Below are 25,083 nucleotides of genomic sequence, written 5' to 3'. Positions count from 1 at the left end.
TTGTTTTCAATCCAAAGATTTAAAATGTTTTATTTAAGAGGAGGAAAATTATGGCAAATGCAGTCACTGACAACAATTTTGAGACAGAAGTTTTAACCCGACTTTGACAGTTAGAGTAGGAAATTAGTGGAATTTGGGGGTATTTTTTTATAAAAGTTTAATCAGATCAGTTACATATATTTTTTATCAAAAAATTTTGTAGTCCTAACTTTACAATATTAATACTTTTTTATTGACTAAAAATAAAGAATTTATTAACATATCTATGCAGTCTAACTAAAGGGGGGAGTATGTTCCTTAAAGTTTCTAAGGTCAAAGGCTATGAATATGTTCGCATTGTTTATTCTTATAGAACTGAAGATAATAAAGTTAGACATAAAACCGTGGCTAATCTCGGTAGGGCCGACAAGCTCCATCTTATGTTTCCTGCTTTTGAAAAATTGTTCGAACTCTATGCCCAAAATGTTTTTACTTCTATTGATAAAATTAACACTCAAGAGGCTTGTATTAAAAATTATTCTTATATTATTATTAAAGAAATCTGGAATAAATATAAATTGGGTAATTTTTTTTCGAGTCTATTAAAAAAAAGAAGAGTTGCTTTTGATTTTGTAAAAACGGTTTTTACTTTGGTGATAAACAGATTGTTAGTAAGCGAGTTATCTAAGTTAGGGTATTTTAATAATAAAGATATGTTTTTATATCTTAATGAAGAATTATCTCTTCAGGATTTATACAAAACTTTAGATATGTTAGAAGAATGCAAAGAGGAATTAGAAGAATATTTATTTCACAGGAGTTTAAAATTAATAGATAGGGAATTAAAAGTATGTTTTTTTGATGTAACTACATTATATTTTGAGAGTAAAAAAGAAGATGAATTAAGGAAATATGGTTTAAGTAAAGATCATAAAAATAATGAAGTTCAGATAGTTCTCTCATTATTGATAGATTCTGATGGATTTCCTATAAGTTTTGATATATATGAAGGAAATAAAGCAGAAAGTAAGACGTTGTTGGACAGTCTTGATAGGCTAAAAAAGAAGTATAAATTAGAAAAAATAATCGTAGTTGCCGATAGGGGTATAAGTAATTCTTTGAATTTAAAGGAGATTAAAAAAAGGGGATATGAATATATAGTAGGATATAAGTTCAAAAATACTAAAATCCAAGATAAAATATTAGATAAAGAAGGATATGAAGTTATAACATATAATGAGAAAGAAGGAGTCTATGCATATAAGGAATTTGAGGTCCTAGAAAAAAGAAAGGTAAAGACTTCAAAAAGTTATCAAGAGATTGAATTAAATCATAAAATAGTAGCTACATATTCAGATAAAAGGACATTAAAAGACAAAAAAGAAAGAGATAAATTAATTAATAAAGTTATAAAAAAGCTTCAAAAAAATAAAATAAAAGGTAAAGAAAAATATATAGAAAAATATTGTGATGGTGGCAAAGTTAGATATAGATTAAATTTAAAGAAAATAGAAGAAGATAAAAAATATGACGGATATTATACTTTGGCGTGTTCAGATGTTAATATGCCAGCACTAAAAGTGATAAAAATCCATAAGCAAATATATAACGTTGAAAGTGCTTTTAGAGAATTAAAGACTGATTTGAATATAAGGCCTATTTATCATTACACTCCTAAAAGGATAAAAGGTCATATTATAGTCTCGTTTTTAGCCTATTTTTTATTAAAACATATAGAACATAGATTAAAATACAATAAAAAAACTCAGGACATGGTAATTACTTCAGCTGGTATAATAAATGCTTTAAAAGAGATAAATGCAATAGAAACAGACATAAATGGTAAGAAATATTATCTCAAAACCAAACATAATAAATTGGCAAGTAAGATGTTTGAAATTTTTAAAATAAAAAATATGAAACACATAATGTCTGAAGAGGAAATGAAAAAATATCTCTTTCCATCACTCTAAAGGTTTGTAGGTAAAATTCCCTCATTTTTAAAATTATAACATGCTAATATAATTGATTTTTAAACTTTTTAACTATCAAAGTCGGGAGATAAAACTTGACAGGGCTTTAAAAAAAATTAAGGAAATAAAGTCAATTTTGGTGGCTGGAGGAGTTGCTGCCAATTCTATAATTAGAAAATATTTACTACAGCTTGGTGTAAAGCATTCGCTTCCTGTATATTTCCCAGAAAAAAGATTTTGTACTGATAATGGAGTTATGATAGCCTATGCTGGCAAGATCTTATTTGAAAATGGATATGTTCACCCCCTTGATATAGATGCTATCCCCAGGGGAAGAACCATCCCTTTTGACTATTCAAAAAAACAGGAGTTGACAATTAACACCTGTTATTAATATCTTGTTTTCAATCCAAAGATTTAAAATGTTTTATTTAAGAGGAGGAAAATTATGGCAAATGCAGTCACTGACAACAATTTTGAGACAGAAGTTTTAAAGAGTGAACTCCCAGTTTTAGTGGATTTTTGGGCACCATGGTGTGGACCTTGTAGAGCTATAGCACCTGTTATAGAAGAGTTGGCAAAGGAGTATGACGGGAAGGTAAAAATAGTTAAAATGAATGTAGATGAAAATCCTTCAACTCCAAGTAGATACGGTATCAGGGCAATCCCCACTCTCATCTTATTTAAAAATGGCGAAGTAGTTTCCCAGGTTACCGGCGCCGTGGCTAAAAGTAACCTCAAAAAAATGATAGATGAAAAGGCTTTTTAAATGAAAGAATATGAAGCATTTGTTATTGGTGGAGGACCTGCTGGAATCACCGCGTGTATGTATTTGTTAAGGGCTGGTGTAAAAATTGGATGGGCAGAAAAATTCGCCCCAGGAGGACAGGTACTAAATACTGAACTCATTGAAAATTACCCTGGGTTCCCAGAAGGAATAAAAGGATATGAACTTATGGCAAAAATGGAAAAACACCTGTCCTCTTTTGAATTCGATAAATTTACAGATGAGGTGCTGGAAATAGAACATGCATATAAAAATAATAAAGTGAAACTCTCAAGTGAGGAGGTTAAAGCCAAGAGTGTAATAATCTGTACTGGAGCGAGTCACAAAAAATTGGGAATACCAGGAGAAGAGGAACTTTTGGGGAAAGGGGTATCCTATTGCGCCCTTTGCGATGGCATGTTTTTTAAGGACCAGGTGGTAGCTTGTATTGGTGGAGGTAATACAGCTTTAGAAGAATCTCTTTATCTGTCAAAATTGGCAAAGAAAGTATATCTCATCCACAGAAGGGATCAATTTAGAGGATATAAGGTCTATCAAGAAAGAGTTCTAAGCAATCCTAAAATTGAGGTTATCTACAACTCAGTGGTTGAAGAAATAAAGGGAAAAGAGAAGGTAGAAGAAATCCTTATATTGAACAAAGAAACTCAATCTAAAGCAGAATTAAAAGTGGATGGAGTATTTGTGTTTATTGGTTTAGCACCAAATAGCTATTTTATTCCAAGAACTATGAAAGTTGACGAAAGAGGTTTTATAATAACTAACAATGAAATGGAGACAAATCTTTCTGGAATTTTTGCAGCTGGAGATGTAAGGTCAAAAACCTGTAGACAAGTGGTTACTGCAGTTGGTGATGGTGCACAAGCTGCTCACTCCGCATACCTTTTTCTCCAAAAAAGAGATTAATCAGATGATGAATTACTTGAGAATAAGATTCTTAATATCGGTTATCTTCATTTTTTTGTTGTTTTCTGGTTGTGGAATTATAGATTATTATTTCCTTAAGCCAAAACCTCAAACTCCCTTAGAACTCCTTGAGGCAGGAGAAGAAGCACTAAGTGAAAAAAATTATGATAGGGCTATTGAGTACTTCGAGAAAATGAAGGATAAATACCCCTTTAGCCCTTATACAGTTAGGGCAGAACTTCTTCTTGGAGATAGCTATTTTTATGCTAAAAAATACGAAGAAGCTGAAACAGCTTATAAAGAATTTGAGTCCTTACATCCTGGACATAAAAACATAGACTATGTAATCTTCCAAATAGGGATGTCTAATTTCTACCAAAAACCAAGTATTGACCTTCCTCAGCTCTGTATCCACGAAGCAATTTCTTATTTTACCAGATTGATAGAGGCATATCCAAAATCACAATATGTGCAAAAAGCAAAGGAAATGGTAAAAAAGTGTAGATATATTCTTGCAAAACATGAGATATATGTTGCTAATTTTTATTTTAGAACAAAAAGATACAAAGGGGCGTGGAAAAGATATCTTTATATTCAACAAAATTTTCCAGAATTTAAGGATATTTTAGAATATTCAAAATATATGGCTAAGATAGCACATATTAAGTATGAATTAAAGTTGTCAGAGGAAAAAAGAGAAAAAAAATATGGCGGTTTTTGGACAAAAATAAAAAGATGGTTATAGAAAATTTTCTTGAACAAAAGATCATTTATCCTTTAGATGAAAAAGAATTTGATAGAGCCTATGACCATATAGATACTTATGTAAAATCAATTATAAAAAAGTCAATTCATTTGAACTATTTATTCTTGGAAAATGAATTTTTTAAATCTAGGTTTAATAAAAAGAGAGAAATCACCTTAGAAGGTCTCAAGATAATAGAAGTGCAACAGAAAAAGAGGGGGATAGTTGCATTTTTGTCTAAAGATTTTAATTCTCCATCCCAACTTATCGCCCTTATCTTAATTCCCAGAATATTGGGTATTGATACTTTTGTTATAGGAAACTATCCAAAGTGGCCTATAAATTTATTGGTTACTCTAGAGTTTTTAGGGATTTCTCATGTATACAATCTAGATGAAAAAAAACTCTCTCACATCAATGTAGACTTTGACCCTTATTGGTCCTTTTTTAGTTTAGGAACACCCTTACCTACTTTAAAAGAGCCAGTTAAATATTTAAATTTGCCTAAATACGGCCTTGTAGTAAAAAAAAGTGATTCATCCTCTATAAATGTAAAACATATCCAGATAGCCCATCCATCCCTAAACATTTCAGAGATAGCTTATGATGATTTTAAAAAATCATACCCCACAAGCAAACTCAGAGATATTGATGTCATATATACAGAGTGCGGCCTAAATTTACCCCCTTTCCCTTCACCATTCCTTATACTTGGAAGGGGCTTAGAAACCTTTTGGTTCTTCCCCCACTTAGATATAAATGATTTTCTTGTTGAGCAATATTCTATTTTTAAAATAGAATAAGTTTGTATTTATTACTCTTTCTCAATGTATTTTTTAACAGTAGTGATTAGGTCAATTTTTTCTTGTGGGGATTTATAATCCCCCACAAATTCGTCTATTTTCACTGAATGTTTATCACAAAAGGATATAATGGATGGCTTTACCATACATCCGATCAAGATATATCCATTTTGTTTTCCCCACACAAAGTGGGGGCCATCACCCCCGGAATCTCCAATTAAAATAACTTTTTTAATATTGTATTTTTCAATAATCAATTGAGTGTTCTTTTGTTTGTCCTTTGTATCATATAGCTCCAAAAAATAAGAAGATATTAAAGAGTCATTAAATCTTATAAAGGGACTTCCGCTGATTATCTTAATATGAGGCAATAGCCCCAAGGACATGGCCCTCTGAAAATAGCCAATAAAACCAGTGGTATTGATCATAAAAAGTACATTATTCTCTTTACACCAATCTATAAACTCCAATACTCCAGGATAAACAGAAAACTTTTCCCTCAAATATCTATCCATATCCCCTAAGGTGATTGGACTGGGCAAGCAACTCTTTATTATTTTTAGACCCTCTTTATAAGATATTTGATTTGATGTGTATTTTTTGAAAATATCATGAATCTTCTCTGAAAGTTCAGGATATTTAAAGAGGATCGGATCAAAAGGCCGAGAGGGAGAGAGACATTCGTTCCAATCAGATGAAATAAGGGCTTTATATTTTTGTTTTTTCATTTACATCAACTGTAATGATGCTTTTTCTTCTTTACTCAATGTTTTGGACAGATCCAATAAAATAAGTAATCTATCCTCAAGTTTTCCAACCCCTTTAATATATTCAGATTCTACGCCAGCCACGATTGGGGGTGGTGGTTCTACAGTATCTACTGGAATACGTAATACTTCTGAAACTTCATCTACAATAAGCCCAACTGTTAGGTCATCGACTTTTACAACTATAATTCTGGTGGCCTTGTCGTGAGATTTTTCCTCTAAACCAAACCTTTTTCTCAAGTCTACTATAGGAATTACCCTTCCACGAAGGTTAATTACTCCTTCTACAAACTCTGGAGCATTTGGGACAGAGGTTATATTTTGCATTCTTATTATTTCCTGAACCTGCATAATGTCTACACCAAATTCCTCATCCCCCAGCTTAAAGGAAACTAATTGAAGCATCTCTTCACGTTTTTGTTTATTATCCTGCATATGTTTCACCCCTTTTTTTAAAATTACAACAATATATTGATTTTATTTTAGTCGAAAAATTCATCATTACAAGAAAAGCTAATTTTTATTTTTCTGTGTTTGCCTGAAATACCAGAGCATCTGTCTGCAAATACCCATTAACATATTAAACTCATTTTTCTTTAAATTAATTCTATGGATAAACCGCTTTAAAGGCAACATAAAATAATCAGAATTATGGGGCAATAAAAAGTTTATTTCAAAAAGAACTTTTTTGAGATTTTCAAATAATAATTGTAAGTCCTTGTGGGTTGCATATTTTGTTAAATCTTTTTCTAAGTTGCTTTTGCTCCAATTGTGATAAGATATTTTATTAAAACATTCATACAAAATTATCAATACTGCCTGTGCCACATTAAGGGACCATGCTCCTGGATTTGTAGGGATTGTAATTAGTTGACCACACAATTCAATTTCCTCATTTAAAAGTCCAGTGTCCTCTGGCCCAAAAACAATAGCTACTTTTCTTCCCTCAGCTACATCTTTAGCAATCTCTGAAGCGGCCTGTTTGGGAAGTAAGATCCTTTTCCTCCATCCCCCTGTCCTGGCCGTTGTACCATAGACCTTATTAAAATTTTCAAGTGCAATCGAGAGGTTAGAAACAATAGATGCCCTTTCTAAGACATATTTTCCCTTGGGAGTTGCCAGAGGAAGGGCCTTATTTAGATCAAATTCCTTGGGATCAACCAATACCAACTCCTCTACTCCCATGTTCACACAGGCCCTGGCAACTGATCCAATGTTTTCAGAATATTTGGTCCTGCAAAGTACTACTGCTATGTTTTGCATGAGATCTCCTTAAAGTTCTAATCCCAATCTTTTTTTCAATACTGACAAAATAGAAGAACTAACATCTTCCACTGTACCAGTACCATCTATCACCACAATTCTTTTATTATCTCTTTGCTGAAGAGCTAGATAGCCCTCTCTTACCCGTTCATGAAATTTGAGATTTTCTTGTTCAAACCTTGATTCATCCAAATCTTTATAAAGATGGTTTCTGAGTCTAGCCCTTTTAATACCCATTTTAACAGGCACATCTAAAACTATTGTGACATCAGGCCAGAGTCCATAACAGGCAAAATTACAGAGTCTATATACAAAATCTATGTCAAATCCCCTTCCATATCCTTGATAAGCAATAGTTGAATCATTAAATCTATCAACAATAACAATTTTATTATCTTGAATAGCAGGCATAATCTTTTCTCTTACATGCTGTGCCCTTGCTGCAAGATACAAAAATAATTCAGCCCTTTGATCTAAATCTTTGTTCTTTGAATCAAGCAATATCTTCCTCAGGTTATTACCCAGTACACAACCTCCAGGTTCTCTGGAATATACAACTTTAAATCCTGCACTTTTCAAATTTTTGGCCAATAATTTACTCTGTGTGCTTTTACCTGATCCTTCTATTCCTTCAAAGGCAATGAACATTCTTCTATAGCCCTCCGTTTTTTCTCTTTTACAGCCTTAATAAATTCATTTGTATGTACTGGTTTAAATATCTTTCTTTCTAAAGAACGTTGATACTTTGACCAATTATTTTGTTCATTTTCCATTTCATCAATAAGAGAACCTACTATATTTAATTTTGCATCTATATTATCGGCAAAATGCAATATTAATGCTTCTCTGGTCTTAGGCCTCTTTGGGGATCCAAATTCATATTCACCATGGTGAGAGAGTATAATGTGTTTTAAATGCATAATTAAATCTTTACTTAAACCTTTTATCTTATTTAAAAAAGGTTCTATTAACAAAACAGACATAACAACATGGCCAATTAATTGACCTTTATCTGTGTAATCTAAAGAAATTTTACCTTCGAATTCTTCAATTTTTCCTATATCATGAAGTACTGCTCCAACAAGTAAAATTTCCTTGTCGATTTCAGGATAAAGTTCTGCTATATTCAAACACAATTTACAAACATTTAATGTATGTTCCAAAAGTCCTCCTCTATATGCATGATGGATACTTTTGGCAGCTGGTGCGTTTATGAATCTCTGTCTAATATCTTTATCTCTTAAAATCATGCCTATGAGTTTGTTCCATGGCCTATATTTCAAGTTTTTAAAACACAATTCTTCTAGTTCATTCATGAGTTTGTCAGGTGGAATTTTTGTTGTGGGAATAAAATTTTCAATATCTATTTCATTTTCAACAACCACCTTGAGTCCTTGCACTATTATCTGTAGATTATCTCTAAAGGAATCCACATATCCTGTTACACGAACAAAAGATTCTTCTGCAATTGTATCGTATTGGCTACTTTGAGGATACCACATCTTTGCTGATATCCTGCCTGTCTTATCCTGAAATTCAAGGTCCCAATAAGGGCCATTTTTAGATGAACCCTGTCTTGCTTTTGTTACAATAAAAACATCATCAACTCTGTCCCCTATTTTTAGTTCACTGATAAATTTCTTTTTTACTTCCATAACCCTTGCCAAATAAAAAGTTGTTCATTATGCTCCCAACAGTTGTAAATACCTTTTACCATAACATCTCTTAATAACCTCTAACCAAAATATAAAATAACGTAAAGATGGAAATTTTACTTACAAATGACGACGGTATTTGGGCTCTTGGACTCAGGACTCTTTATAAAAGTTTACTTGAGGCAGGCCACAGTGTCCAGGTAATAGCTCCTCTTACAGGACAATCAGCCGTGGGACATGCGGTGACCCTCTCTAATCCAATCAGGATTAAACACGTAAAAAACAGTAATTTTGAAGGCATAGGAGTATCTGGTACACCAGTTGATTGTGTAAAAATTGCCCTTAGAAAAATCCTAAAAAATCCACCGGATTTACTTATTTCAGGGATAAATAATGGTGCAAATGTTGGAGTAGATATTTTGTATTCTGGTACAGTGGCTGCTGCTACAGAGGCGGCCTTAGCTGGAGTCAGTGCACTTGCTGTGTCAATAGACAATTTTGATCCCAGAGATCTCACAGATCAAGCCAAGTTTGTGTGTAGATTAATAGAAAAAATTGATTGGGAAAAATTTAAAAATAGGGTTTTAAATCTAAATTTTCCTGACCTGCCATTAAAAAAGGTAAAGGGAATAAAGGTATGTCCCCAGACACAAACAATTTATAAGGACTGGTATGAAGAAAGAGTTGACCCCCGTGGAAAACCCTATTTCTGGTTATGCGGATATATTCCTGAAGAAAATCTATCTCCACAGTCAGACAGGGCTTATTTAACTAAAGGATACATCACACTTACTCCTCTACACTTTGATTTTACAGATAAAAAACTTTTAGAAAAACTCAGAAGCGAAGTTGACGATAGATTTATTAATTAAATGGATTGTGAAGGGTATGATGTGGTTTGACATGGGCTAAATTAAAATTTTCCATACAGGGTAAGTATTTGCTAAATTAAAAATTAAACTACAAAATTTGAAAGGTGGAAATATATGGCACAAAGGGAACAATGGGCTAGTAGAGTAGGTTTTATAGTGGCATCTATTGGTTCTGCGATTGGTCTTGGTAATATCTGGCGATTCCCCTATATGGCTTATAATAATGGAGGAGGAGCATTTTTAATACCATATTTCTTTGCAATGTTAACTGCAGGAATCCCTATTATTATTCTGGAATTTGCCTTAGGACATAAATACAAAGGTTCAGCTCCTAAGTCCTTTGCCATGGCAAAGGAGAGATGGGAATGGGTTGGATGGTGGCAGGTTTTTATTTCTTTTATCATTTCCATCTACTATGTAGTGATTATTGCATGGGCACTAAATTATGTCTTTTTTTCCTTTAAATTAGGGTGGGGAGAGGATACAAAGGGATTCTTTTTTAACAAATTTCTCCATCTCTCATCCACTCCAATGCAATGGGGTAACATTGTGTGGCCTATTTTTATATGTACTCTTGTGCTCTGGTTGATTACCTGGTTGATATTATTTAGTGGAATAAAAAAAGGCATAGAAGTTGCGAATAAAATCTTTATGCCCCTACTCTTTATATTGCTCATTATCATGCTTTTTCGTGCAGTCACATTAGAAGGAGCAACTAAAGGCTTACAATGGCTCTTTCGTCCTGATTTTAGCGCTATATTAAACTACAGAGTGTGGACAGCAGCATATGGGCAAATCTTTTTTTCTTTGAGTATTTGTTTCGGAATTATGATAACTTACGCAAGTTATTTGCCTGAAAGGTCTGATATAAATAACAATGGAATGATAACTACATTTATAAACTGCGGATTTAGCATTTTAGCTGGAATAATGATTTTTTCTGTCCTTGGATACATGGCCACAAAACAGGGTGTGAGTGTAAAGGACGTTGCCGGGGCCGGAGTGGGTCTGGCATTTGTCACAATACCTAAAGCTATAAGCTTGTTGCCAGGGGCAGAATTCTTTGGAGTTTTATTTTTTCTGGCATTGGTTTTTGCAGGTCTCTCATCAATGGTCTCAATTACAGAAACATGTATATCAGGACTTATGGACAAATTTAAATGGGAGCGCAGACCAACCACATCCCTATTTTGTGTAGTTGGTTTTCTCTTAAGTCTTGTTTTCACAACCCAAGGAGGATTACTTTTAGTTGATATAGTGGATCATTTTATAAATAATTTTGGAATTGTTTTTGCCGGTTTGGTTGAAGTCCTTGTTTTATCCTGGTTTTTTAAGTTGGATTCTTTGCGGGAGCATGCAAATTCTCTATCTGATTTTTCTATAGGCAGGTGGTGGAATTTTTGTCTCAAGATTTTGACCCCCATGGTATTAAGTTATATGGCAATTGGAAATTTAATCGGAGATATCAAAAAACCTTATGAAGAGTATCCAATCAGTAGTATAATAATTTTTGGCTGGGCCATAGTTGTTGGAATTGTAATCTTGAGTTTTGTGATGCAAATGGGCAGTAGTTTTAATAATAAAAAATAAGGAATCATAAAATGAGTATTGGAGCAATTTTAATGATGATCTTTGGACTTGCAGTAACCTGGGGCGGTGCTGCTATTTGTATTAGTATTGCATTAAAGAAAAGAAATGGTTAAAAAATAGACCTTATGTCCCTTATGGTGCATCGGATTTGTTAAAACTTTATCCTTTTGTTAACTTAACGATTAATGTTAAGTTTAATAAAAATTTCTTTTCATATGTATTTATCTCAAAACAAGGCTTAACTTAATTGGTATATTTTTTGTGTTGTACAATTTTAAGAAAAAAACTTAAACAGGAGGATGGATATGGAAAACACAAACATAGCAATTATAGGAGCATCTGCTGCAGGTTTGGCAGCTGCACTAACTTTAAAAATGAAGTCCCCAGAAACAAAGGTGGTACTATTTAGAAAGGTCTCCAGGACACCAGTTCCTTGTGGAATACCCTATATTTATGGGACATTGAAAGAGGTAGCTAAGGACCTAATTCCTGATGACCCTTTTACATCAATGGGACCTGATATTAGGATTGCCGAAGTAACTGCAATAGATACTAAAAATCATGAGCTCACTTTTAATGGAAAGGAAAAGTTAAAATATGATAAACTCTTATTAACAACAGGTTCAATCCCTATTATCCCGCCAATTGAAGGGAGTGATTTAGAAAATGTATTTGCAATCAAAAAAGAACCTGAACACCTGGAACTGATTAACCAAAGAGTCAAAGACGCGAAAGATATAGTAGTAATAGGTGGTGGATTTATTGGTGTAGAAATGGCTGAGCAAATAGCAAAATTAAAAGGAGATAATGCCAACATTACTATAGTTGAGATGTTACCCCATTGTTTATTGGTGGCACTTGAAGAAGAATTTTGTATAAGGGCTGAAGAGGAATTAAAAAAATTAAATATCAACATTAAGACCAATTCACAGGTTACAAAAATAGAAGGAAATGGAAAGGTTGAGAAGGTCATTTTAGCAAGTGGAGAATCCATTGCAGCAGATGTTGTGATCATGGGTGTTGGGGCTGCTCCAAACATCTCTCTTGCTGAAAAAGCAGGTATTCCCTGTGATAAAAGAGGGGGTATTGAAGTAGATGAGTATATGAAAACAAAAGTTGAAGATATATATGCTGCAGGCGACTGTGCTTCAAAGTTTTCCTTTGTAACTAAAAAGCCATGTGGGATCAGATTGGCCTCTGTTGCAGCTTATGAAGGAGTTATTGCAGCTAATAACATGCTTGGCGAAAACATAAAAAATAGGGGGGCATTAGGTGCCTTTGCTACAAAAATTGGAGATGTTTCTATAGCTGCTGCAGGATTAACTCAACGCACATGTGAGACAGAGAATATTGAATATGTCAAAGGGGAATTTGTCGCACCTGATAAACATCCGGCTACACTCCCGAATACATTTATGGATATGAAGGCAATATTGCTTTTTAATAAAAAAGACAAAAAGATTATTGGAGGGCATGTGCTTGGAGGAGATACAGCTGCTGAGATGGTAAATATTATTTCAACAGCAATTCAGGCAGGTCTTACAGTGGAGGATATTTATTTTATGCAAGTTGCAACCCATCCCCTCCTAACAGGATCGCCTATTGCCTATCATGTGCTCAGGGCTGCAGGAGATGCTTTTTTTAAGTTTAAAAATTTATAATCTTTAATTTTATAAGCTGCATAGGGCAATAAAATGTCCTGTGCAGCTTAGATTATTAATATCTCTTTATTTAAACAATCCTGCCAACAATTCATTTCTTTGAATCGTGATTCTTGACAACTAATTATTTTATTTTATTTTCATATTAAAATATTATTGTGGTTTTCATACTTATACCAAAAATATAAAATAGGGAGGTTTTTCATGTTAAAAGGAGAAGTTTTTGAGTTTCAGGCTGAAACAAAAAAACTTTTAGATATAATAATAAACTCTATCTATACAAATAAAGATATATTTTTACGTGAACTTATCTCTAATGCATCTGACGCACTGGATAAGGTGCGGTTTAGACTTACACAAGGAGATGATGTGTATCAAAAAGACCTCCCCCTTGAGATAAAGATAACACTTGACGAAAAAGAGAATATGCTCGTTGTCAAGGATACAGGTATTGGAATGACTAAGGATGAAATTATTTCAAATTTAGGCACTATAGCCAAATCCGGCACTGAAGAATTTCTAAAACAGGCTTCCTCAGAGAAAAATCAAATCGAAGACATAATTGGTAAATTTGGAGTAGGATTTTACTCTGTTTTTATGGTTGCCAAAGAAGTTGAGGTCAAATCAAGATCATTTGATCCAAAGGCAAAACCAGTGATATGGAAATCTGATGGTATGGGCGGTTTTGAAGTTGAAGAATTGAATGAAGACGTATCAAGGGGAACAGAGGTTAAAGTTCTTTTAAAAGAAAATTGTAGTTATTTTACTGATAAAGAAAAAATAAAATCAATAATTAAAACCCATTCAAATTTTATAAATTTTCCAATCTATGTGGACGAAGAAAAGGTAAATACTATTCCAGCCTTGTGGAAAGAACCAAAATTTAAAATAAAAAAAGAACAATACCATGAATTTTACAAATTTCTCACCCATGACCCAGAGGAACCTCTGGAATATTTTCACATATCCGTGGATGCACCAGTACAATTTAGTTCAATCTTATTTATTCCCAAAAAATCAACCATGATGTTTGATACCTATGCAGAAAATTATGGACTGGATTTATACGTCAACAGGGTCCTTATCCAGAAAAAAAATAAAAAATTAATACCAAACTACCTTGGATTCTTACAAGGAGTAGTAGATAGTTCAGATTTGCCATTGAATCTTTCTAGAGAAACAATTCAAGAAAGCAGGGTGATCCAAAAGATAAAATCAACAATCACCAAACAGGTTTTAAAGAAGTTAGAAGAGATAGCAGAAAAAGACAAAGAAAAATACAATGCTTTTTGGAGAGAACATGGAAAAATATTTAAACTGGGATATACAGATTATTTCAATAGAGAACAATTTGCAAAATTAATTAGATTTAACTCATCTAGGGCAAAGGACGAAAATGAAGTAATTTCTTTAGATGAATATATAGAAAACATGAAAGAAGGTCAGGATGAAATTTATTATTTTTCTGGAAGTGACAGGAAATCCATTGAAAACAGTCCATATCTTGAACCGTTCAAAGAGGCTGGAATTGAGGTTTTATATCTTTACGAGCCAGTAGATGAATTCATTTTTCCAGCCCTTTATGACTATAAGGGAAAAAGATTTCAGGCCATTGAACATGCTGATATAAGCAAAATCAGAAAGGATAAAAAGGAAACCAGTGAACAAGATTTGACATCAATCCAGGACCTTATAAATAGGATTAAAGATGTGTTAAAAGATAAAGTATTGGACGTAAGGGTTACCAACAGGCTTATCCATACTCCAGCATGTCTAGTAAGTCCAGAGGGAATCGTGAGTTCCCAGATGCAAAAGATTGTTCAAATTTTAAGTCAAGATACCTCTATACCAAAACAGATATTAGAAATAAATCCAGAGAATGAGTTAATAAAAAAACTCTCCAAGATGTTAAAACAACAAAAGGATAATTTAATAGATGATATAATACGTCATTTATATGACATTGCTCTTTTACAAAATGGGTACATCCCAGATGTAAATGAACTTGCCAGACGCTCATATAAGATTTTAGAGAATACAGTAAATAGTCGATGCTTAAAAAATATATAATTTACTGAAAATACTTTACAAAATGTTTGTTATAATGTAATATAAACGACCAGAAAATGTTTAAAACAGGTAAAAAGGTGGTAGAAAAGAATAAAAAAATGGAAGGGAAATTATATGCAGACATGTATGCCAAAGCGTAGAATACCACATTTGATATGTGGAGATTTATTAGATTTTATTAATCCTGATGATCCTTTGATAATTTTATCTAAAAAAATTCCATGGAAAGAATTTGATAAAGCATTTGCGAGTAAATATAGTAAGCGGGGTCGTCCTGCCAAATCTACTAGATTGATGGTTGGACTTTTAATGTTAAAACACTTGTATAATTTAAGTGATGCAAAAGTAGTGCAGATGTGGACACAGAATCCATATTTTCAAGCTTTTTGTGGAGAAAGTAGATTTAGATGGTCTCCTCCATGTGCTCCATCAGAGCTTACACATTTCCGAAAACGCATAGGAGAAGATGGTGTAAAGAAAATATTTGAAATATCTGCTCAATTACATAAAGACAAAATTCAAGAAAAAGAGATAGTTGTAGATACTACAGTTCAAGAGAAAAATATTACATTTCCAACAGATACAAAGTTAATGTGTAAAATTATTTCCAAATGTAGAAAAATAGCTAAAGAAGAAGGAATAGTTTTACGTAGAAGTTTTAGAAGAGAGTTACCTGAGTTGTTAAAAAAAATAAGATTTAACAAGAGGTCAAAGGATAAGAAAAAAGTTAAAAAAGCCAGAAAAAGGATTAAGACTATAGCTGGGATATTGATTAGAGAAATAAAACGTAAATTGCCAGAAGATGTTTATCCCAAGTATGTAAAACAAATAGAACTATTTGAAAAAGTGCATTCTCAAAAGAAAAAAGATAAAAATAAAATTTATAGTCTTCATGAACCAGGAGTCTATTGCATAAGCAAAGGTAAAGAACATAAGAAATATGAATTCGGTTCAAAGGCAGCTATAGCAATGACAAAAAATAGTGGAGTAATAGTTGCTGCAGTAAATTTTGAAAGAAATCAATATGATGGTCATACATTGCCAAAAGTATTGTGTCAAACAGAGGAGATAGTAGGAAAAAGACCAGAGGTGGCCATTTGTGATAGGGGATTTAAAGGTAAAAGCAAAATAGGCTCAACAAAAATTATTATCCCAAAGAGTCCTAAAAAGAAAGCAACACCCTATCAAAAATCCAAGATGCGTAAGAGATTTAGACGAAGGGCGGCGATAGAACCAGTAATAGGCCATCTAAAATCAGATTTTCGTTTAGCCAGAAACTTTCTAAAAGGGACAATAGGAGATACAATCAATTTACTGTTGGCAGCAGCAGCTTATAACTTCAAAAAGCTGATGGATCAGCTTGCCTTTTTTTTGTTTCTTTTTATTTTTCGTCCTTTTTTTACAAAAAAATATCAAAATTAAGAGCCGATGAATGAATCTTGAGCTTAATCTAAAGTGAGTATGGAAAAAATTTTAGAATAAAATTTAATAAAAGGCTTTTTTTAAGCATCGACTAAATAGTGTTTAAAAAAATGACAAAAACACAAAAAAGAAGAGACAAAAAGGTAAAGGGTCAGTATTTTCTGACCCTTTTTCATATATTTTTTTATGATTAATCAGGAATAGATGAGTCAACGGAATTTACAACTAATTCAAAATCAATATTCTTGAGGAGGACATCTTTTCTAAAGATTTCTTCAATTTTTTTCTCGATCTGTTGTTTTTTATGAGGGAGATCTTTTATCACAATGTGAGCTTTGTCATCTTCATAATAAGCTGTTATATGAGGATATAAATCAACGAGAGTAGCAACTATTTTCGCCTCTATGTACTTATTTTCAAAAATTTTTTGAGACAATTCTGTTGATTGGAAGCACGGTCTTTTAACTGTTTGTTCTAATAATTCCACTATATCTTCTACTTTTAATGTGTCAATGTGAAAAATTACGTCATATAATTTAGGATCATTTGTATCTATTCCATAAAGTGCTTTAGCCCATTTTTTGCGTGCCTCATCGTATTTTTTAATTAATTTTTTTGCCTTATCCGCTGAAATATTTTCCCTCTCCATCTCAATTTTGACCCGTTCTTCTAGGTTAGCTATTATTCTTACTTTTACCACATGAGGAATTCCCTGTAAGAAAAAATGCCCAGCCACCCCATGATACACAACATTATCCTTTTTTACATGATTCAAGAGGGCATATCTAATATAAGCAATATATCTTTCTTTTCCATAGGTAAATCTCTCCAAAATAGAGGGAGGATCATGAAGTGCTTTTATTAATTTTATTTCTGGTATATTAAATTCTTTTGAGGCCTCAATAATAACATCCCTAGAAATACATTCATACCCTAACCTCTTGGCCAATTTTTCTGCAATCTCTTTACCTTTTGAATAACTTCCTCTTGATATGGTAACAATTGGCATAAATTTTCACCTCCTCTTTAATTAAATAAATCTCCACTCACAAAGACAAAATAAAAAATTTAAGGTATTGTTTACAGTATTAATCTTCTACAACTACTACCTTTTTTAGAACAAGTGTCCACTTCTTTCACTTTTGGGTTAAACCGAAAAAAATATCTTCTCCTAATTTTATATAGGTATAAAAAAATTAACCTTTGTTTGTCAAGACCTCTTTTTTAATTTTTTGAAATTTCTTAAAAAAATTTGTTACCTATTACCAGCCAAAATAGAAAAGAATTAAAAATATTTCACCAATGCAACTCCAATAAAAATCATGACTACGCCAACTACTCTAATCAAGCTCACAGGGTGTTTGGGGTAGCCTAATATTCCAAAATGGTCGTAAATAATAGATGCAAGCATCTGACCAGCTATAAATAGGGCAAACATAGTTGTTGCCCCAAGTCTTGGCACAGCAAAGATGGTCACAGTTACTAAAAAGGCTCCTAAAAGCCCGCCAAGATATGCCCACCACGGTATATTGCTAAAGGCGATTTCTTCCGTTGGATAGAGTCTAAAGGCAAATATAAAAATAAAAAGACCAATTGATCCTACAAAAAAAGATATAAGTGCAGCTGTTAAGTTGCTTTTCAAGTAACTGCTAAGTATTGCATTCACGCCTGCTTGTGTAGTTGCAAATATTCCTGAAATTAAGACAAGTAACATTACAAAGAGCTTCATATTGCCTCCATGGTTATTATTTAATTAAATTTTTGTTTTCTCAGACTTGCTTGATACATAAATGTCTTAAGGGCAATTTCCCTATTTGGCTGAATAGTGCCATCAAAAGGGGTATCAATATAGGGTATAAGTTTTTTCTTTAAAATGGGTTTTAAGATAGCTGAAGTAATTGTAGATGGCATGCAACTAAATGGATAAACATTTACAATGCCATGGAAATTTTCTTCTATATATGACAATGCCCCTGATATGCTAAGACATGCCTCTGTGCCAACTTCAAAAGAATAAATGGATTTATTATCCAATTTTTTTTCTAAAAGTGATATTTCGTGATCCACCTGTATATCTAAATGTTTTAACACTGCCTTATATACCTGTTTTTGTCTCATTTTTTGGTAAGATTCTTTTAGTCCTGCGCTAAATAGCTGTTTGTAGTTAAATAAAACAGATTTTATTTTTCTTTCTCTAATGTCTTTTTTTATTTTTCTTTTCAATTTTCTTATTTCCTCGTAAGTGACAAAGTTAATCCATTCTCCTAATGTAGCATTTGTTACTTCACCGCCATAAGATTCAATCTTTTTTATGATATTTTGATTTGATTCTGGATGGGATCTCAAATATATCTCACCTACTATACCTATTTGAGGTTTTCTTGGAATTCTTTTATCAATTAATTGGGACGCCTGTTTGGCAATTAAAGAAATTAGATCAAAGAGTTCTGAAAAGGGCAAGGATTTTCCCTTTTGTTCTATTAATTTTATAAGCTCCCAAAGTCCTTTTTGAATCAACTTATCTGTTGAGCCTTTTACCTTTTCATATGGCCTTACCCTAAAACATATCCTGTCCAGGGCATCAGCTATAATTGTTGCCACATAAGCCAATTTTCTAAATCTTGATGCCTCTTCAGGAGGCAGTATCTGTTTAGTATCATAGGAATTTTCTGTTGACAGATAAGAGATATAAATACCTTTATATTCAGATATTGAATCTAAAATAATCCTGTGTAGTTTGTTGTACATTCCAAAACGACATGGACCATCAGACTCAGGCATGAAATAAACATACTCTTTTGGATTAAATTTATTTCTGAGCCTATTTTTCTCTTTATTAAGGAAATAGATTACATCTCCCAATGTCACCTGACATGGGAAACATTCCTTTGATGATGTATATTTTTTTCCATGGGAAAGCCCTACATATGTATCCATCACAATGGCATCTACTGAAAATGCAGAAAGGCAGGCAGCGAGCAGAGGTGCGCCAAAAGGGTGCATTTTGGGAATAAGGAGCTTTTTCCCTCTGATGTCAAATTGTTTAATTTCCTGTAATACGTTCTCTTTCATTTTTAACACCCTTTATATATTTAATCGTCAAAGCTAAACTCCCACCAACCAGACACCTAAAGGGCGCAGCAACTTGGCGGTCAACTTGAGTGGTTTGTTCTCTGTTTTTTGTCAGTAATTTCAATAGCTATACCACTTCAACACGTAAGGTTTTCCCTAAAGCCCTAACAATTTTTTCAAGTGTAGAAAGCTTGATATCTTCAGCATGATTTTCAATCCTTGAAATTGCAGACTTCTTAGTATTAAGTCTTCTAGTAAGTTCCTCTTGAGTTAAACCAGCCTCTTCTCGAGCCAATTTTAGCATTGCTCCAATCTTGAATTGGTGATAACCTAACTCATAATTTTTTGCAAATTCAGAATCTCTAACTTTTCGCTTTTCAATCTTTTCTAAAAATATGATGACTTCCTCTTACTCTTTCTTCAAATCCTAATCTTTTCAGCAAATTACACAAGTCAATAAATTTTATTTTATTATCAGCTTGAGCAGTTAATATTGTAAATATCAGCTTTTGATATTTTCCCATTATTTTTCTCTTTTTAAGTCTAACAGGGCATTTGTCAAAATTCCTTCGTTGACATCCTCCCCTTCCTGAAGGAAGGGGAGCCATTGTTATATACAAGGAGCGATACTTCCTTACAGGTTCCCGCTGGTTCCTGCTTCATCGTATGCACCCTGGCATACTACGCAGGCATAACTTTCCGCATGCCCTGCGGTAGATAGCCTCTTAAAAGAATATTTATTGCGGCTACATGGTCAGCATTATTTTTATAGCCACAACTTTGACATACAAACAAAGATTGGCTCTTTCTGTTATTTTTATCTACATCACCACATAATGGACATTCTAGACTTGTGTATTTGGGATCTATTAACATCAACTCTCCACCTGAAAATTCCAATTTGCATTCCAAAAGCCTTTTTAATATTCCCCATGATTGTCTTAAAATACTTCTATTCAATCCTGCTTTTTGTCTAACCTTATGCCATCAATTATCTATTGTCCCTCTGGATGACTTTGTCATGTTTTTTATCCTCAAATCCTCTATCACCACTATTCCGTGGTTCTTGGCAATAGTGGTGGTGAGTTTAAGGTTCTATATACTCACCAGAGGAAAAGATACAAATATTTTTAATTCCAGGGTCTATGCCTACTGGAGTATCTGTTCTTTTAGTATGAAATATCTCTTTTTCTACAACTACGCTTACAAACCAAAATTTAAATTCTCTTTTAACTGTTACCTGTTTTATTTTTCCTTTTATTTCTCTTGATTTGTAAAAACATATCCACCCTCTTTTAGGCAGATATATTCTATTTCGTTCTATTTTTACACCTTGAGGATACCTAAATGTATCATTTAGATATTTCTTTTTAAATTTTGGGAAATTAATTCCATTGTTAGGAATAAAAGCACTTTTTATTGCTTTTTCTTAATCTTTAAGTGTTTGTTGAAGAATTTGAGAATGAGCTTTGCTTAGAAAACCGTATTCTTCACTCTTTTTCCATTGTTTAAGGAGGTGAGCTAGATCATTATACCATAAGATAAGTCTATCGTGGGCAAGTCTATATTTTATTAACACTAATGCTTTATTCCATAAGAACCTAAAACATCCTGCAAACTTAACTAGCTTTTGTTCTATATTTGAATTAGTCTTTAATCTGACTTTATAGGCTTGACATATAATCATGTTTAAATTATATATTTAGCATATGTAAAAATCAAGTGAAATTAGAACAGGGCAGCAATTCTCGATGAGGGACAAATTAGATCATTTTAGATGTTTTATCTCCTTCTTTCAGATTCAAAAAACTACCCTCTATTAAAAATTTAAGAAAATTTGATATAAAATACCATTTCTCTTTGGTAAAATATCCTCTTATAATCTCTTTTTGGACGCACTACTCCCTCAAACTTATTTCCATAAATTCAAAAAATATTCTCTCAAAACACTTTTTACTATGGAGGAGAGTAAAAAAACTTCAGATATTCCTCCCAACTCTCAAATAACAAAATCCGAAATGTCACTCGCAAATGATTCCAGTATTCTTTCCGAGAACTAAATTTCGCTCGACATTTCTGATATAATAGGTCCGTTAATTCTAATATCTGATGTACAAAAAATGCTAATAAATTTAAAAGAAAAAAAATTATTGATAAATTCTTCTTACCATGACCAAAATTATGTTCTAAGTGATAACCTTGATTCTTTAATGTATTAAACGTCTCATTCTCTATCTTCCATCTCGATCGGCCACCTCTTACTAAATGTTCTATATTATTTCTACTAAGCGGTATATCTGTTATCCAACTATTCTGATAATTAACTTTCTCTTCTCCTATAATCTTATATTCAAAATAATTTACCCAAATTGTATCATCATATCCATTTAATGGTACTTCATTTATCCATTCATATACATGTTTACGGCCTTTCTTATCCTTGTATTCCATTCTCGATACATTCCCCATTCTCTTTTGTTCTGATACCCACTCCATCATCAACTTATGATCCTTAGGCTTGGCTACTAGAATATAACTCATATTTTTATCTTTTAGTTCTTGAATAAATGGCTGTTTTGAATAAAGACTATCTCCCACTATTATAATCCCTAATTTCGGATGAGCTCGTCTAATCTTATTTAATATCCTTTTCCCTGCATTTATTTCACAATCCTGCTTCTCTGTTCCATCTGTATTCCTTACTTGTTCAGGTGCTAAAACAATTACCTGTCTATGGTCTGGATGCACTAAAGCTGCTTGTAAAATCTGATGGTAATAACGAACTTTACCTCTCTTAGATCTCTTTACAAGACACCCAGGACAGCATATCTTTTCTGAACTAAAATACTCTGACCCATCTAATGTAATCAAATACTTCCCTCCCCAAAATCGATAATTCTCCAAATGTTTACCTCGTTGCAATGCCTTAAAATAATCTAAAAATACTTCCTCTAACTTATCAATATCACTATTATCTAAAACTTCCCTAATCTGGCTATCCTTAGGAATTGATTTTACTTTAAAAACTGTTTCTAAATTACTCCTATTTTGCTTCTCTTTCATCCTGCGTTGAAAAGATAATAAAGAAGGATCCTGAAAAAACATCATGGCAAAACCACTCATAAAACAATCATGGAGACTATGTTTCACCTTACTTTGATCACGCTTATCTTCTATCTCTAACACCCGACTAGACAATTTTTCCCTTAATGCTGTAAAACTTAAATGTTTTTTTATATGCATAAAATAATTCCTCTCTCTTAATTTTTTTTCTACTATAACTTCTTTGTATAATAATTACAAGGAATTATTTAAACATTAATACAATTTTTCCCCAAACCTTCAATATCCTCCTTTTCCCCATACTTTGCGAAAAATAAATATCATTTTTCTTGTATTACCCCTTAAATACTAACTCCACAAACTCACCGAGAATTGCTGAGAACAGGGCAGCAATTCTCGGTGAGGGACAAATTAGATCATTTTAGATGTTTTATCTCCTTCTTTCAGATTCAAAAAACTACCCTTTATTAAAAATTTAAGAAAATTTGATATAAAATACCACTTCTCTTCGGTAAAATATCCTCTTATAATCTCTTTTTGGACGCACTACTCCCTCAAACTTATTTCCATAAATTCAAAAAATATTCTCTCAAAACACTTTTTACTATGGAGGAGAGTAAAAAAACTTCAGATATTCCTCCCAACTCTCAAATAACAAAATCCGAAATGTCACTCGCAAATGATTCCAGTATTCTTTCCGAGAACTAAATTTCCCTCGACATTTCTGATATAATAGGTCCGTTAATTCTAATATCTGATGTACAAAAAATGCTAATAAATTTAAAAGAAAAAAAATTATTGACAAATTCTTCTTACCATGACCAAAATTATGTTCTAAGTGGTATCCTTGATTCTTTAATGTATTAAATGTCTCATTCTCGAATAAATAGCTGTTTTGAATAAAGACTATCCCCCACTATTATAATCCCTAATTTCGGATGATCTCGTCTAATCTCATTTCATATCCTTTTCCCTGCATTTATCTCACAATCCTGCTTCTCTGTTCCATCTGTATTTCTAACTTGCTCAGGTGCTAAAACTATTATAGTATTCCGCAGAATTCGATATAATTAAGACATTATGCCGTTGAATTCAAAAACAGATAAAAAGATAAAAATAAGATTAAGAGCGAGAATGAGGGAAGTTTTATAAAAAAATAGATAAAAGATTTTTTTTTCAAGAAAAACAATATCATAGACATTATATAAAGTTATAAGGATAACTACAATAAAATTTTTACACAAAATTCTTGACATAACCGAAAGGTTCTGTTGGAGTGAGGCAACAGTTATTGGAGCCCACAAAGGAAGATCTTATTTATCCTGAGCGGGGTAAGTGCGGTTGTTGTGAGTTTAAAGATATTCAGCATTATTACACCCATCAGCATATTGAATTACCTAAGATTCAACGGGAAGTATCCTATTTTCATCTTTATAAAGGGATGTGCAAGTCATGTGGTAGGGAGCAAAAAGGTTATGTTCCTTCGGAATACCGGACAGGCTATGGTTCCCATCATTCGGCGTTTATAGTTGAACTTGGTGGGATAGCCGGAAATAGTAGTCGGATGGTCCAGGGTTTTTGCCATTCAGTGCTTGGACCGTGTATCAGTCTTGGAACAATCCAGAAAGTAATAGACCGTGGTTCAGAAGCTATTTTACCTCATTATGAAGCGATTCGGGACAAGGCTAGGTCATCAAAAATGAATCATGTAGATGAAACCACGTGGTATAAATGTGGGGATTTATACTGGTTATGGGTGATGGTAAATAGTACGATTGCTTTTTTATGGTTCATAAGAGACGTTCAAAAGAAGCATTTAAAGAGTTAATTGGGCAATGGGAAGGGATTCTTGTTAGTGATGGTTATGGTGTTTATAAGAAGTGGGTTAATTCCAGGCAGACATGTTTGAGTCATCTTATAAGGAGGGCGAGGGGTTTAGCAGAAAGCTATGATCCTGAATTATCGAGATGTGGTAAATGGGCATTAAAGGAACTAGGTACTTTAGTGCATATGGCAAAAGCTCCGCCGAGCAAAGGAGAATGGAGAGCTTTTTATGCGAAGTTGTGCCGTTTAATAGTTCTTTATCGAGATAGTAAGAGTGATGCTGGGAAGCTTGTGCGAAGGTTAGAGGGAGAAATGGACTCTCTTTTTACCTTCCTTAGTGAAGATGGAGTAGAGCCTACTAACAATCTGGCTGAACGAACGATTCGTTTTGGAGTTTTGTGGAGGAAAAGGAGCCAGGGCACTCAGAGCGATAAAGGATGCCGTTGGGTAGAGCGAATTTTGTCTCTGCGGCAAAGCTGTAAGCTACAATGTAAGTATACTTTTAATGTTCTTGTAGATGCGTTTACTGCTTATTTTAAGGGGCAAAGACCTGACCTTGAATGGATAACAAACCTAGTGACTAGATTCCCTGTGATCGCTTACAAAATAATGACATGAATATTTGTTTTTTAGA

At 33.0% G+C, this 25,083-nt stretch carries 27 protein-coding genes; 14 read left to right on the top strand and 13 right to left on the bottom strand.

The window, feature by feature from the left end; genetic code table 11:
* Positions 1-290: 290 nt before the first annotated feature.
* From ACYQ1E_RS10040 to ACYQ1E_RS10015, 6 genes are read left to right on the top strand one after another with little or no spacing between them, the layout of a single operon-like run.
* On the top strand, positions 291-1,952 hold the full coding sequence (locus tag ACYQ1E_RS10040; RefSeq protein ID WP_459874985.1) for an IS1634 family transposase: 1,662 nt from the start codon (positions 291-293) through the stop codon (positions 1,950-1,952).
* 52 nt (positions 1,953-2,004) lie between these two features.
* Entirely contained in the window at positions 2,005-2,346 is a 342-nt protein-coding gene (locus tag ACYQ1E_RS10035) for a tRNA (adenosine(37)-N6)-threonylcarbamoyltransferase complex transferase subunit TsaD (RefSeq protein WP_459878836.1), read from the top strand.
* Positions 2,347-2,400: 54 nt separating this feature from the next.
* A complete protein-coding gene (gene trxA, locus ACYQ1E_RS10030; protein WP_459878833.1) occupies positions 2,401-2,721 on the top strand; it encodes a thioredoxin in 321 nt (106 codons plus the stop codon).
* Positions 2,722-3,642, top strand: a complete 921-nt coding sequence (gene trxB / locus ACYQ1E_RS10025; protein ID WP_459878830.1) for a thioredoxin-disulfide reductase — start codon at positions 2,722-2,724, stop codon at positions 3,640-3,642.
* A 4-nt stretch (positions 3,643-3,646) separates the two neighbouring features.
* Positions 3,647-4,387 carry an outer membrane protein assembly factor BamD gene (locus tag ACYQ1E_RS10020; RefSeq protein WP_459878827.1) on the top strand — a complete coding sequence of 247 codons (741 nt, stop codon included), beginning with the start codon at positions 3,647-3,649 and terminating at the stop codon, positions 4,385-4,387.
* A complete protein-coding gene (locus tag ACYQ1E_RS10015) occupies positions 4,360-5,190 on the top strand; it encodes a hypothetical protein (RefSeq protein ID WP_459878824.1) in 831 nt (276 codons plus the stop codon). The genes ACYQ1E_RS10020 and ACYQ1E_RS10015 overlap by 28 nt, the downstream gene beginning before the upstream one ends.
* 11 nt (positions 5,191-5,201) lie before the next feature.
* Here ACYQ1E_RS10015 and ACYQ1E_RS10010 read toward each other — a convergent pair whose 3' ends face one another.
* The 5 genes from ACYQ1E_RS10010 to ACYQ1E_RS09990 all read right to left on the bottom strand — a co-directional run bounded on the left by ACYQ1E_RS10010 (position 5,202) and on the right by ACYQ1E_RS09990 (position 8,875).
* Positions 5,202-5,918: an HAD family hydrolase gene (locus ACYQ1E_RS10010; RefSeq protein WP_459878821.1), complete on the bottom strand. Its 717-nt coding sequence runs from the start codon at positions 5,916-5,918 to the stop codon at positions 5,202-5,204.
* Complete coding sequence (locus ACYQ1E_RS10005; RefSeq protein ID WP_459878818.1) at positions 5,919-6,392, bottom strand: chemotaxis protein CheW; 474 nt, start codon at positions 6,390-6,392, stop codon at positions 5,919-5,921.
* Positions 6,393-6,470: 78 nt separating this feature from the next.
* Positions 6,471-7,220: an RNA methyltransferase gene (locus ACYQ1E_RS10000; protein WP_459878815.1), complete on the bottom strand. Its 750-nt coding sequence runs from the start codon at positions 7,218-7,220 to the stop codon at positions 6,471-6,473.
* A gap of 9 nt (positions 7,221-7,229) precedes the next feature.
* Entirely contained in the window at positions 7,230-7,868 is a 639-nt protein-coding gene (gene tmk / locus ACYQ1E_RS09995; RefSeq protein ID WP_459878812.1) for a dTMP kinase, read from the bottom strand.
* Entirely contained in the window at positions 7,844-8,875 is a 1,032-nt protein-coding gene (locus ACYQ1E_RS09990; protein WP_459878809.1) for a CRISPR-associated endonuclease Cas3'', read from the bottom strand. The genes tmk and ACYQ1E_RS09990 overlap by 25 nt, the downstream gene beginning before the upstream one ends.
* Before the next feature lie 107 nt (positions 8,876-8,982).
* On the opposite strand from ACYQ1E_RS09990, the gene surE reads away from it, so the two are divergent.
* From surE to ACYQ1E_RS09960, 6 genes are all read left to right on the top strand, one after another.
* Positions 8,983-9,747, top strand: coding sequence for a 5'/3'-nucleotidase SurE (gene surE, locus ACYQ1E_RS09985; RefSeq protein WP_459878806.1), 765 nt, complete (start codon positions 8,983-8,985; stop codon positions 9,745-9,747).
* 114 nt (positions 9,748-9,861) lie between these two features.
* Positions 9,862-11,337 carry a sodium-dependent transporter gene (locus ACYQ1E_RS09980; RefSeq protein WP_459878804.1) on the top strand — a complete coding sequence of 492 codons (1,476 nt, stop codon included), beginning with the start codon at positions 9,862-9,864 and terminating at the stop codon, positions 11,335-11,337.
* A gap of 11 nt (positions 11,338-11,348) precedes the next feature.
* Positions 11,349-11,450 carry a MetS family NSS transporter small subunit gene (locus ACYQ1E_RS09975; RefSeq protein ID WP_459878801.1) on the top strand — a complete coding sequence of 34 codons (102 nt, stop codon included), beginning with the start codon at positions 11,349-11,351 and terminating at the stop codon, positions 11,448-11,450.
* A gap of 192 nt (positions 11,451-11,642) precedes the next feature.
* Positions 11,643-12,998: an FAD-dependent oxidoreductase gene (locus ACYQ1E_RS09970; protein WP_459878798.1), complete on the top strand. Its 1,356-nt coding sequence runs from the start codon at positions 11,643-11,645 to the stop codon at positions 12,996-12,998.
* A 204-nt stretch (positions 12,999-13,202) separates the two neighbouring features.
* Entirely contained in the window at positions 13,203-15,068 is a 1,866-nt protein-coding gene (htpG, locus tag ACYQ1E_RS09965) for a molecular chaperone HtpG (RefSeq protein ID WP_459878795.1), read from the top strand.
* Between the two features lie 126 nt (positions 15,069-15,194).
* A complete protein-coding gene (locus ACYQ1E_RS09960) occupies positions 15,195-16,490 on the top strand; it encodes an IS5 family transposase (protein ID WP_459876375.1) in 1,296 nt (431 codons plus the stop codon).
* A gap of 190 nt (positions 16,491-16,680) precedes the next feature.
* On the opposite strand, the gene ACYQ1E_RS09955 is transcribed toward ACYQ1E_RS09960, so the two are convergent.
* The 8 genes from ACYQ1E_RS09955 to ACYQ1E_RS09920 all read right to left on the bottom strand — a co-directional run bounded on the left by ACYQ1E_RS09955 (position 16,681) and on the right by ACYQ1E_RS09920 (position 22,805).
* Complete coding sequence (locus tag ACYQ1E_RS09955) at positions 16,681-17,499, bottom strand: cytidylate kinase-like family protein (RefSeq protein WP_459878792.1); 819 nt, start codon at positions 17,497-17,499, stop codon at positions 16,681-16,683.
* A gap of 276 nt (positions 17,500-17,775) precedes the next feature.
* The gene (locus tag ACYQ1E_RS09950; RefSeq protein ID WP_459878789.1) at positions 17,776-18,219 is read right to left on the bottom strand and encodes a DMT family transporter; all 444 of its coding nucleotides are present in this window, start codon (positions 18,217-18,219) and stop codon (positions 17,776-17,778) included.
* 20 nt (positions 18,220-18,239) lie between these two features.
* A complete protein-coding gene (locus ACYQ1E_RS09945; RefSeq protein WP_459878786.1) occupies positions 18,240-19,562 on the bottom strand; it encodes a CoA activase in 1,323 nt (440 codons plus the stop codon).
* Between the two features lie 127 nt (positions 19,563-19,689).
* Complete coding sequence (locus ACYQ1E_RS09940; protein ID WP_459878783.1) at positions 19,690-19,866, bottom strand: helix-turn-helix domain-containing protein; 177 nt, start codon at positions 19,864-19,866, stop codon at positions 19,690-19,692.
* Positions 19,867-19,939: 73 nt separating this feature from the next.
* Positions 19,940-20,182, bottom strand: a complete 243-nt coding sequence (locus ACYQ1E_RS09935; protein WP_459878780.1) for a type II toxin-antitoxin system HicA family toxin — start codon at positions 20,180-20,182, stop codon at positions 19,940-19,942.
* 61 nt (positions 20,183-20,243) lie between these two features.
* Complete coding sequence (locus tag ACYQ1E_RS09930; RefSeq protein WP_459878777.1) at positions 20,244-20,522, bottom strand: zinc ribbon domain-containing protein; 279 nt, start codon at positions 20,520-20,522, stop codon at positions 20,244-20,246.
* Between the two features lie 469 nt (positions 20,523-20,991).
* The gene (locus ACYQ1E_RS09925; protein WP_459878774.1) at positions 20,992-21,249 is read right to left on the bottom strand and encodes a helix-turn-helix domain-containing protein; all 258 of its coding nucleotides are present in this window, start codon (positions 21,247-21,249) and stop codon (positions 20,992-20,994) included.
* Between the two features lie 269 nt (positions 21,250-21,518).
* Positions 21,519-22,805: a transposase gene (locus ACYQ1E_RS09920; protein ID WP_459878771.1), complete on the bottom strand. Its 1,287-nt coding sequence runs from the start codon at positions 22,803-22,805 to the stop codon at positions 21,519-21,521.
* Positions 22,806-23,916: 1,111 nt separating this feature from the next.
* Between ACYQ1E_RS09920 and ACYQ1E_RS09915 the strand changes: the two genes are divergently transcribed.
* Complete coding sequence (locus ACYQ1E_RS09915) at positions 23,917-24,453, top strand: IS66 family transposase (protein ID WP_459878768.1); 537 nt, start codon at positions 23,917-23,919, stop codon at positions 24,451-24,453.
* The gene (locus tag ACYQ1E_RS09910) at positions 24,411-25,067 is read left to right on the top strand and encodes an IS66 family transposase (protein WP_459878766.1); all 657 of its coding nucleotides are present in this window, start codon (positions 24,411-24,413) and stop codon (positions 25,065-25,067) included. The genes ACYQ1E_RS09915 and ACYQ1E_RS09910 overlap by 43 nt, the downstream gene beginning before the upstream one ends.
* Positions 25,068-25,083 lie beyond the last annotated feature (16 nt).

This window comes from Desulfothermus naphthae, from assembly GCF_054657475.1.
The sequence above is the reverse complement of the archived record's forward strand: the minus strand, read 5'-3'. Positions and strand labels throughout refer to the sequence as shown.

Bases quoted from the DNA above. Each gene is read 5' to 3' on its own strand.
- ACYQ1E_RS09910 (WP_459878766.1), top strand. From the start codon at position 24,411: ATGGTTCATAAGAGACGTTCAAAAGAAGCATTTAAAGAGTTAATTGGG.
- ACYQ1E_RS09955 (WP_459878792.1), bottom strand. From the start codon at position 17,499: ATGCCAATTGTTACCATATCAAGAGGAAGTTATTCAAAAGGTAAAGAG.
- ACYQ1E_RS09990 (WP_459878809.1), bottom strand. From the start codon at position 8,875: ATGGAAGTAAAAAAGAAATTTATCAGTGAACTAAAAATAGGGGACAGA.
- ACYQ1E_RS10000 (WP_459878815.1), bottom strand. From the start codon at position 7,220: ATGCAAAACATAGCAGTAGTACTTTGCAGGACCAAATATTCTGAAAAC.
- ACYQ1E_RS09925 (WP_459878774.1), bottom strand. From the start codon at position 21,249: ATGATTATATGTCAAGCCTATAAAGTCAGATTAAAGACTAATTCAAAT.
- ACYQ1E_RS09945 (WP_459878786.1), bottom strand. From the start codon at position 19,562: ATGAAAGAGAACGTATTACAGGAAATTAAACAATTTGACATCAGAGGG.
- ACYQ1E_RS10005 (WP_459878818.1), bottom strand. From the start codon at position 6,392: ATGCAGGATAATAAACAAAAACGTGAAGAGATGCTTCAATTAGTTTCC.
- ACYQ1E_RS10010 (WP_459878821.1), bottom strand. From the start codon at position 5,918: ATGAAAAAACAAAAATATAAAGCCCTTATTTCATCTGATTGGAACGAA.
- tmk (WP_459878812.1), bottom strand. From the start codon at position 7,868: ATGTTCATTGCCTTTGAAGGAATAGAAGGATCAGGTAAAAGCACACAG.
- trxA (WP_459878833.1), top strand. From the start codon at position 2,401: ATGGCAAATGCAGTCACTGACAACAATTTTGAGACAGAAGTTTTAAAG.
- ACYQ1E_RS09980 (WP_459878804.1), top strand. From the start codon at position 9,862: ATGGCACAAAGGGAACAATGGGCTAGTAGAGTAGGTTTTATAGTGGCA.
- trxB (WP_459878830.1), top strand. From the start codon at position 2,722: ATGAAAGAATATGAAGCATTTGTTATTGGTGGAGGACCTGCTGGAATC.
- ACYQ1E_RS09960 (WP_459876375.1), top strand. From the start codon at position 15,195: ATGCCAAAGCGTAGAATACCACATTTGATATGTGGAGATTTATTAGAT.
- ACYQ1E_RS09920 (WP_459878771.1), bottom strand. From the start codon at position 22,805: ATGCATATAAAAAAACATTTAAGTTTTACAGCATTAAGGGAAAAATTG.
- ACYQ1E_RS10020 (WP_459878827.1), top strand. From the start codon at position 3,647: ATGATGAATTACTTGAGAATAAGATTCTTAATATCGGTTATCTTCATT.
- surE (WP_459878806.1), top strand. From the start codon at position 8,983: ATGGAAATTTTACTTACAAATGACGACGGTATTTGGGCTCTTGGACTC.
- ACYQ1E_RS09975 (WP_459878801.1), top strand. From the start codon at position 11,349: ATGAGTATTGGAGCAATTTTAATGATGATCTTTGGACTTGCAGTAACC.
- htpG (WP_459878795.1), top strand. From the start codon at position 13,203: ATGTTAAAAGGAGAAGTTTTTGAGTTTCAGGCTGAAACAAAAAAACTT.
- ACYQ1E_RS09970 (WP_459878798.1), top strand. From the start codon at position 11,643: ATGGAAAACACAAACATAGCAATTATAGGAGCATCTGCTGCAGGTTTG.
- ACYQ1E_RS09940 (WP_459878783.1), bottom strand. From the start codon at position 19,866: ATGCTAAAATTGGCTCGAGAAGAGGCTGGTTTAACTCAAGAGGAACTT.
- ACYQ1E_RS10040 (WP_459874985.1), top strand. From the start codon at position 291: ATGTTCCTTAAAGTTTCTAAGGTCAAAGGCTATGAATATGTTCGCATT.
- ACYQ1E_RS09950 (WP_459878789.1), bottom strand. From the start codon at position 18,219: ATGAAGCTCTTTGTAATGTTACTTGTCTTAATTTCAGGAATATTTGCA.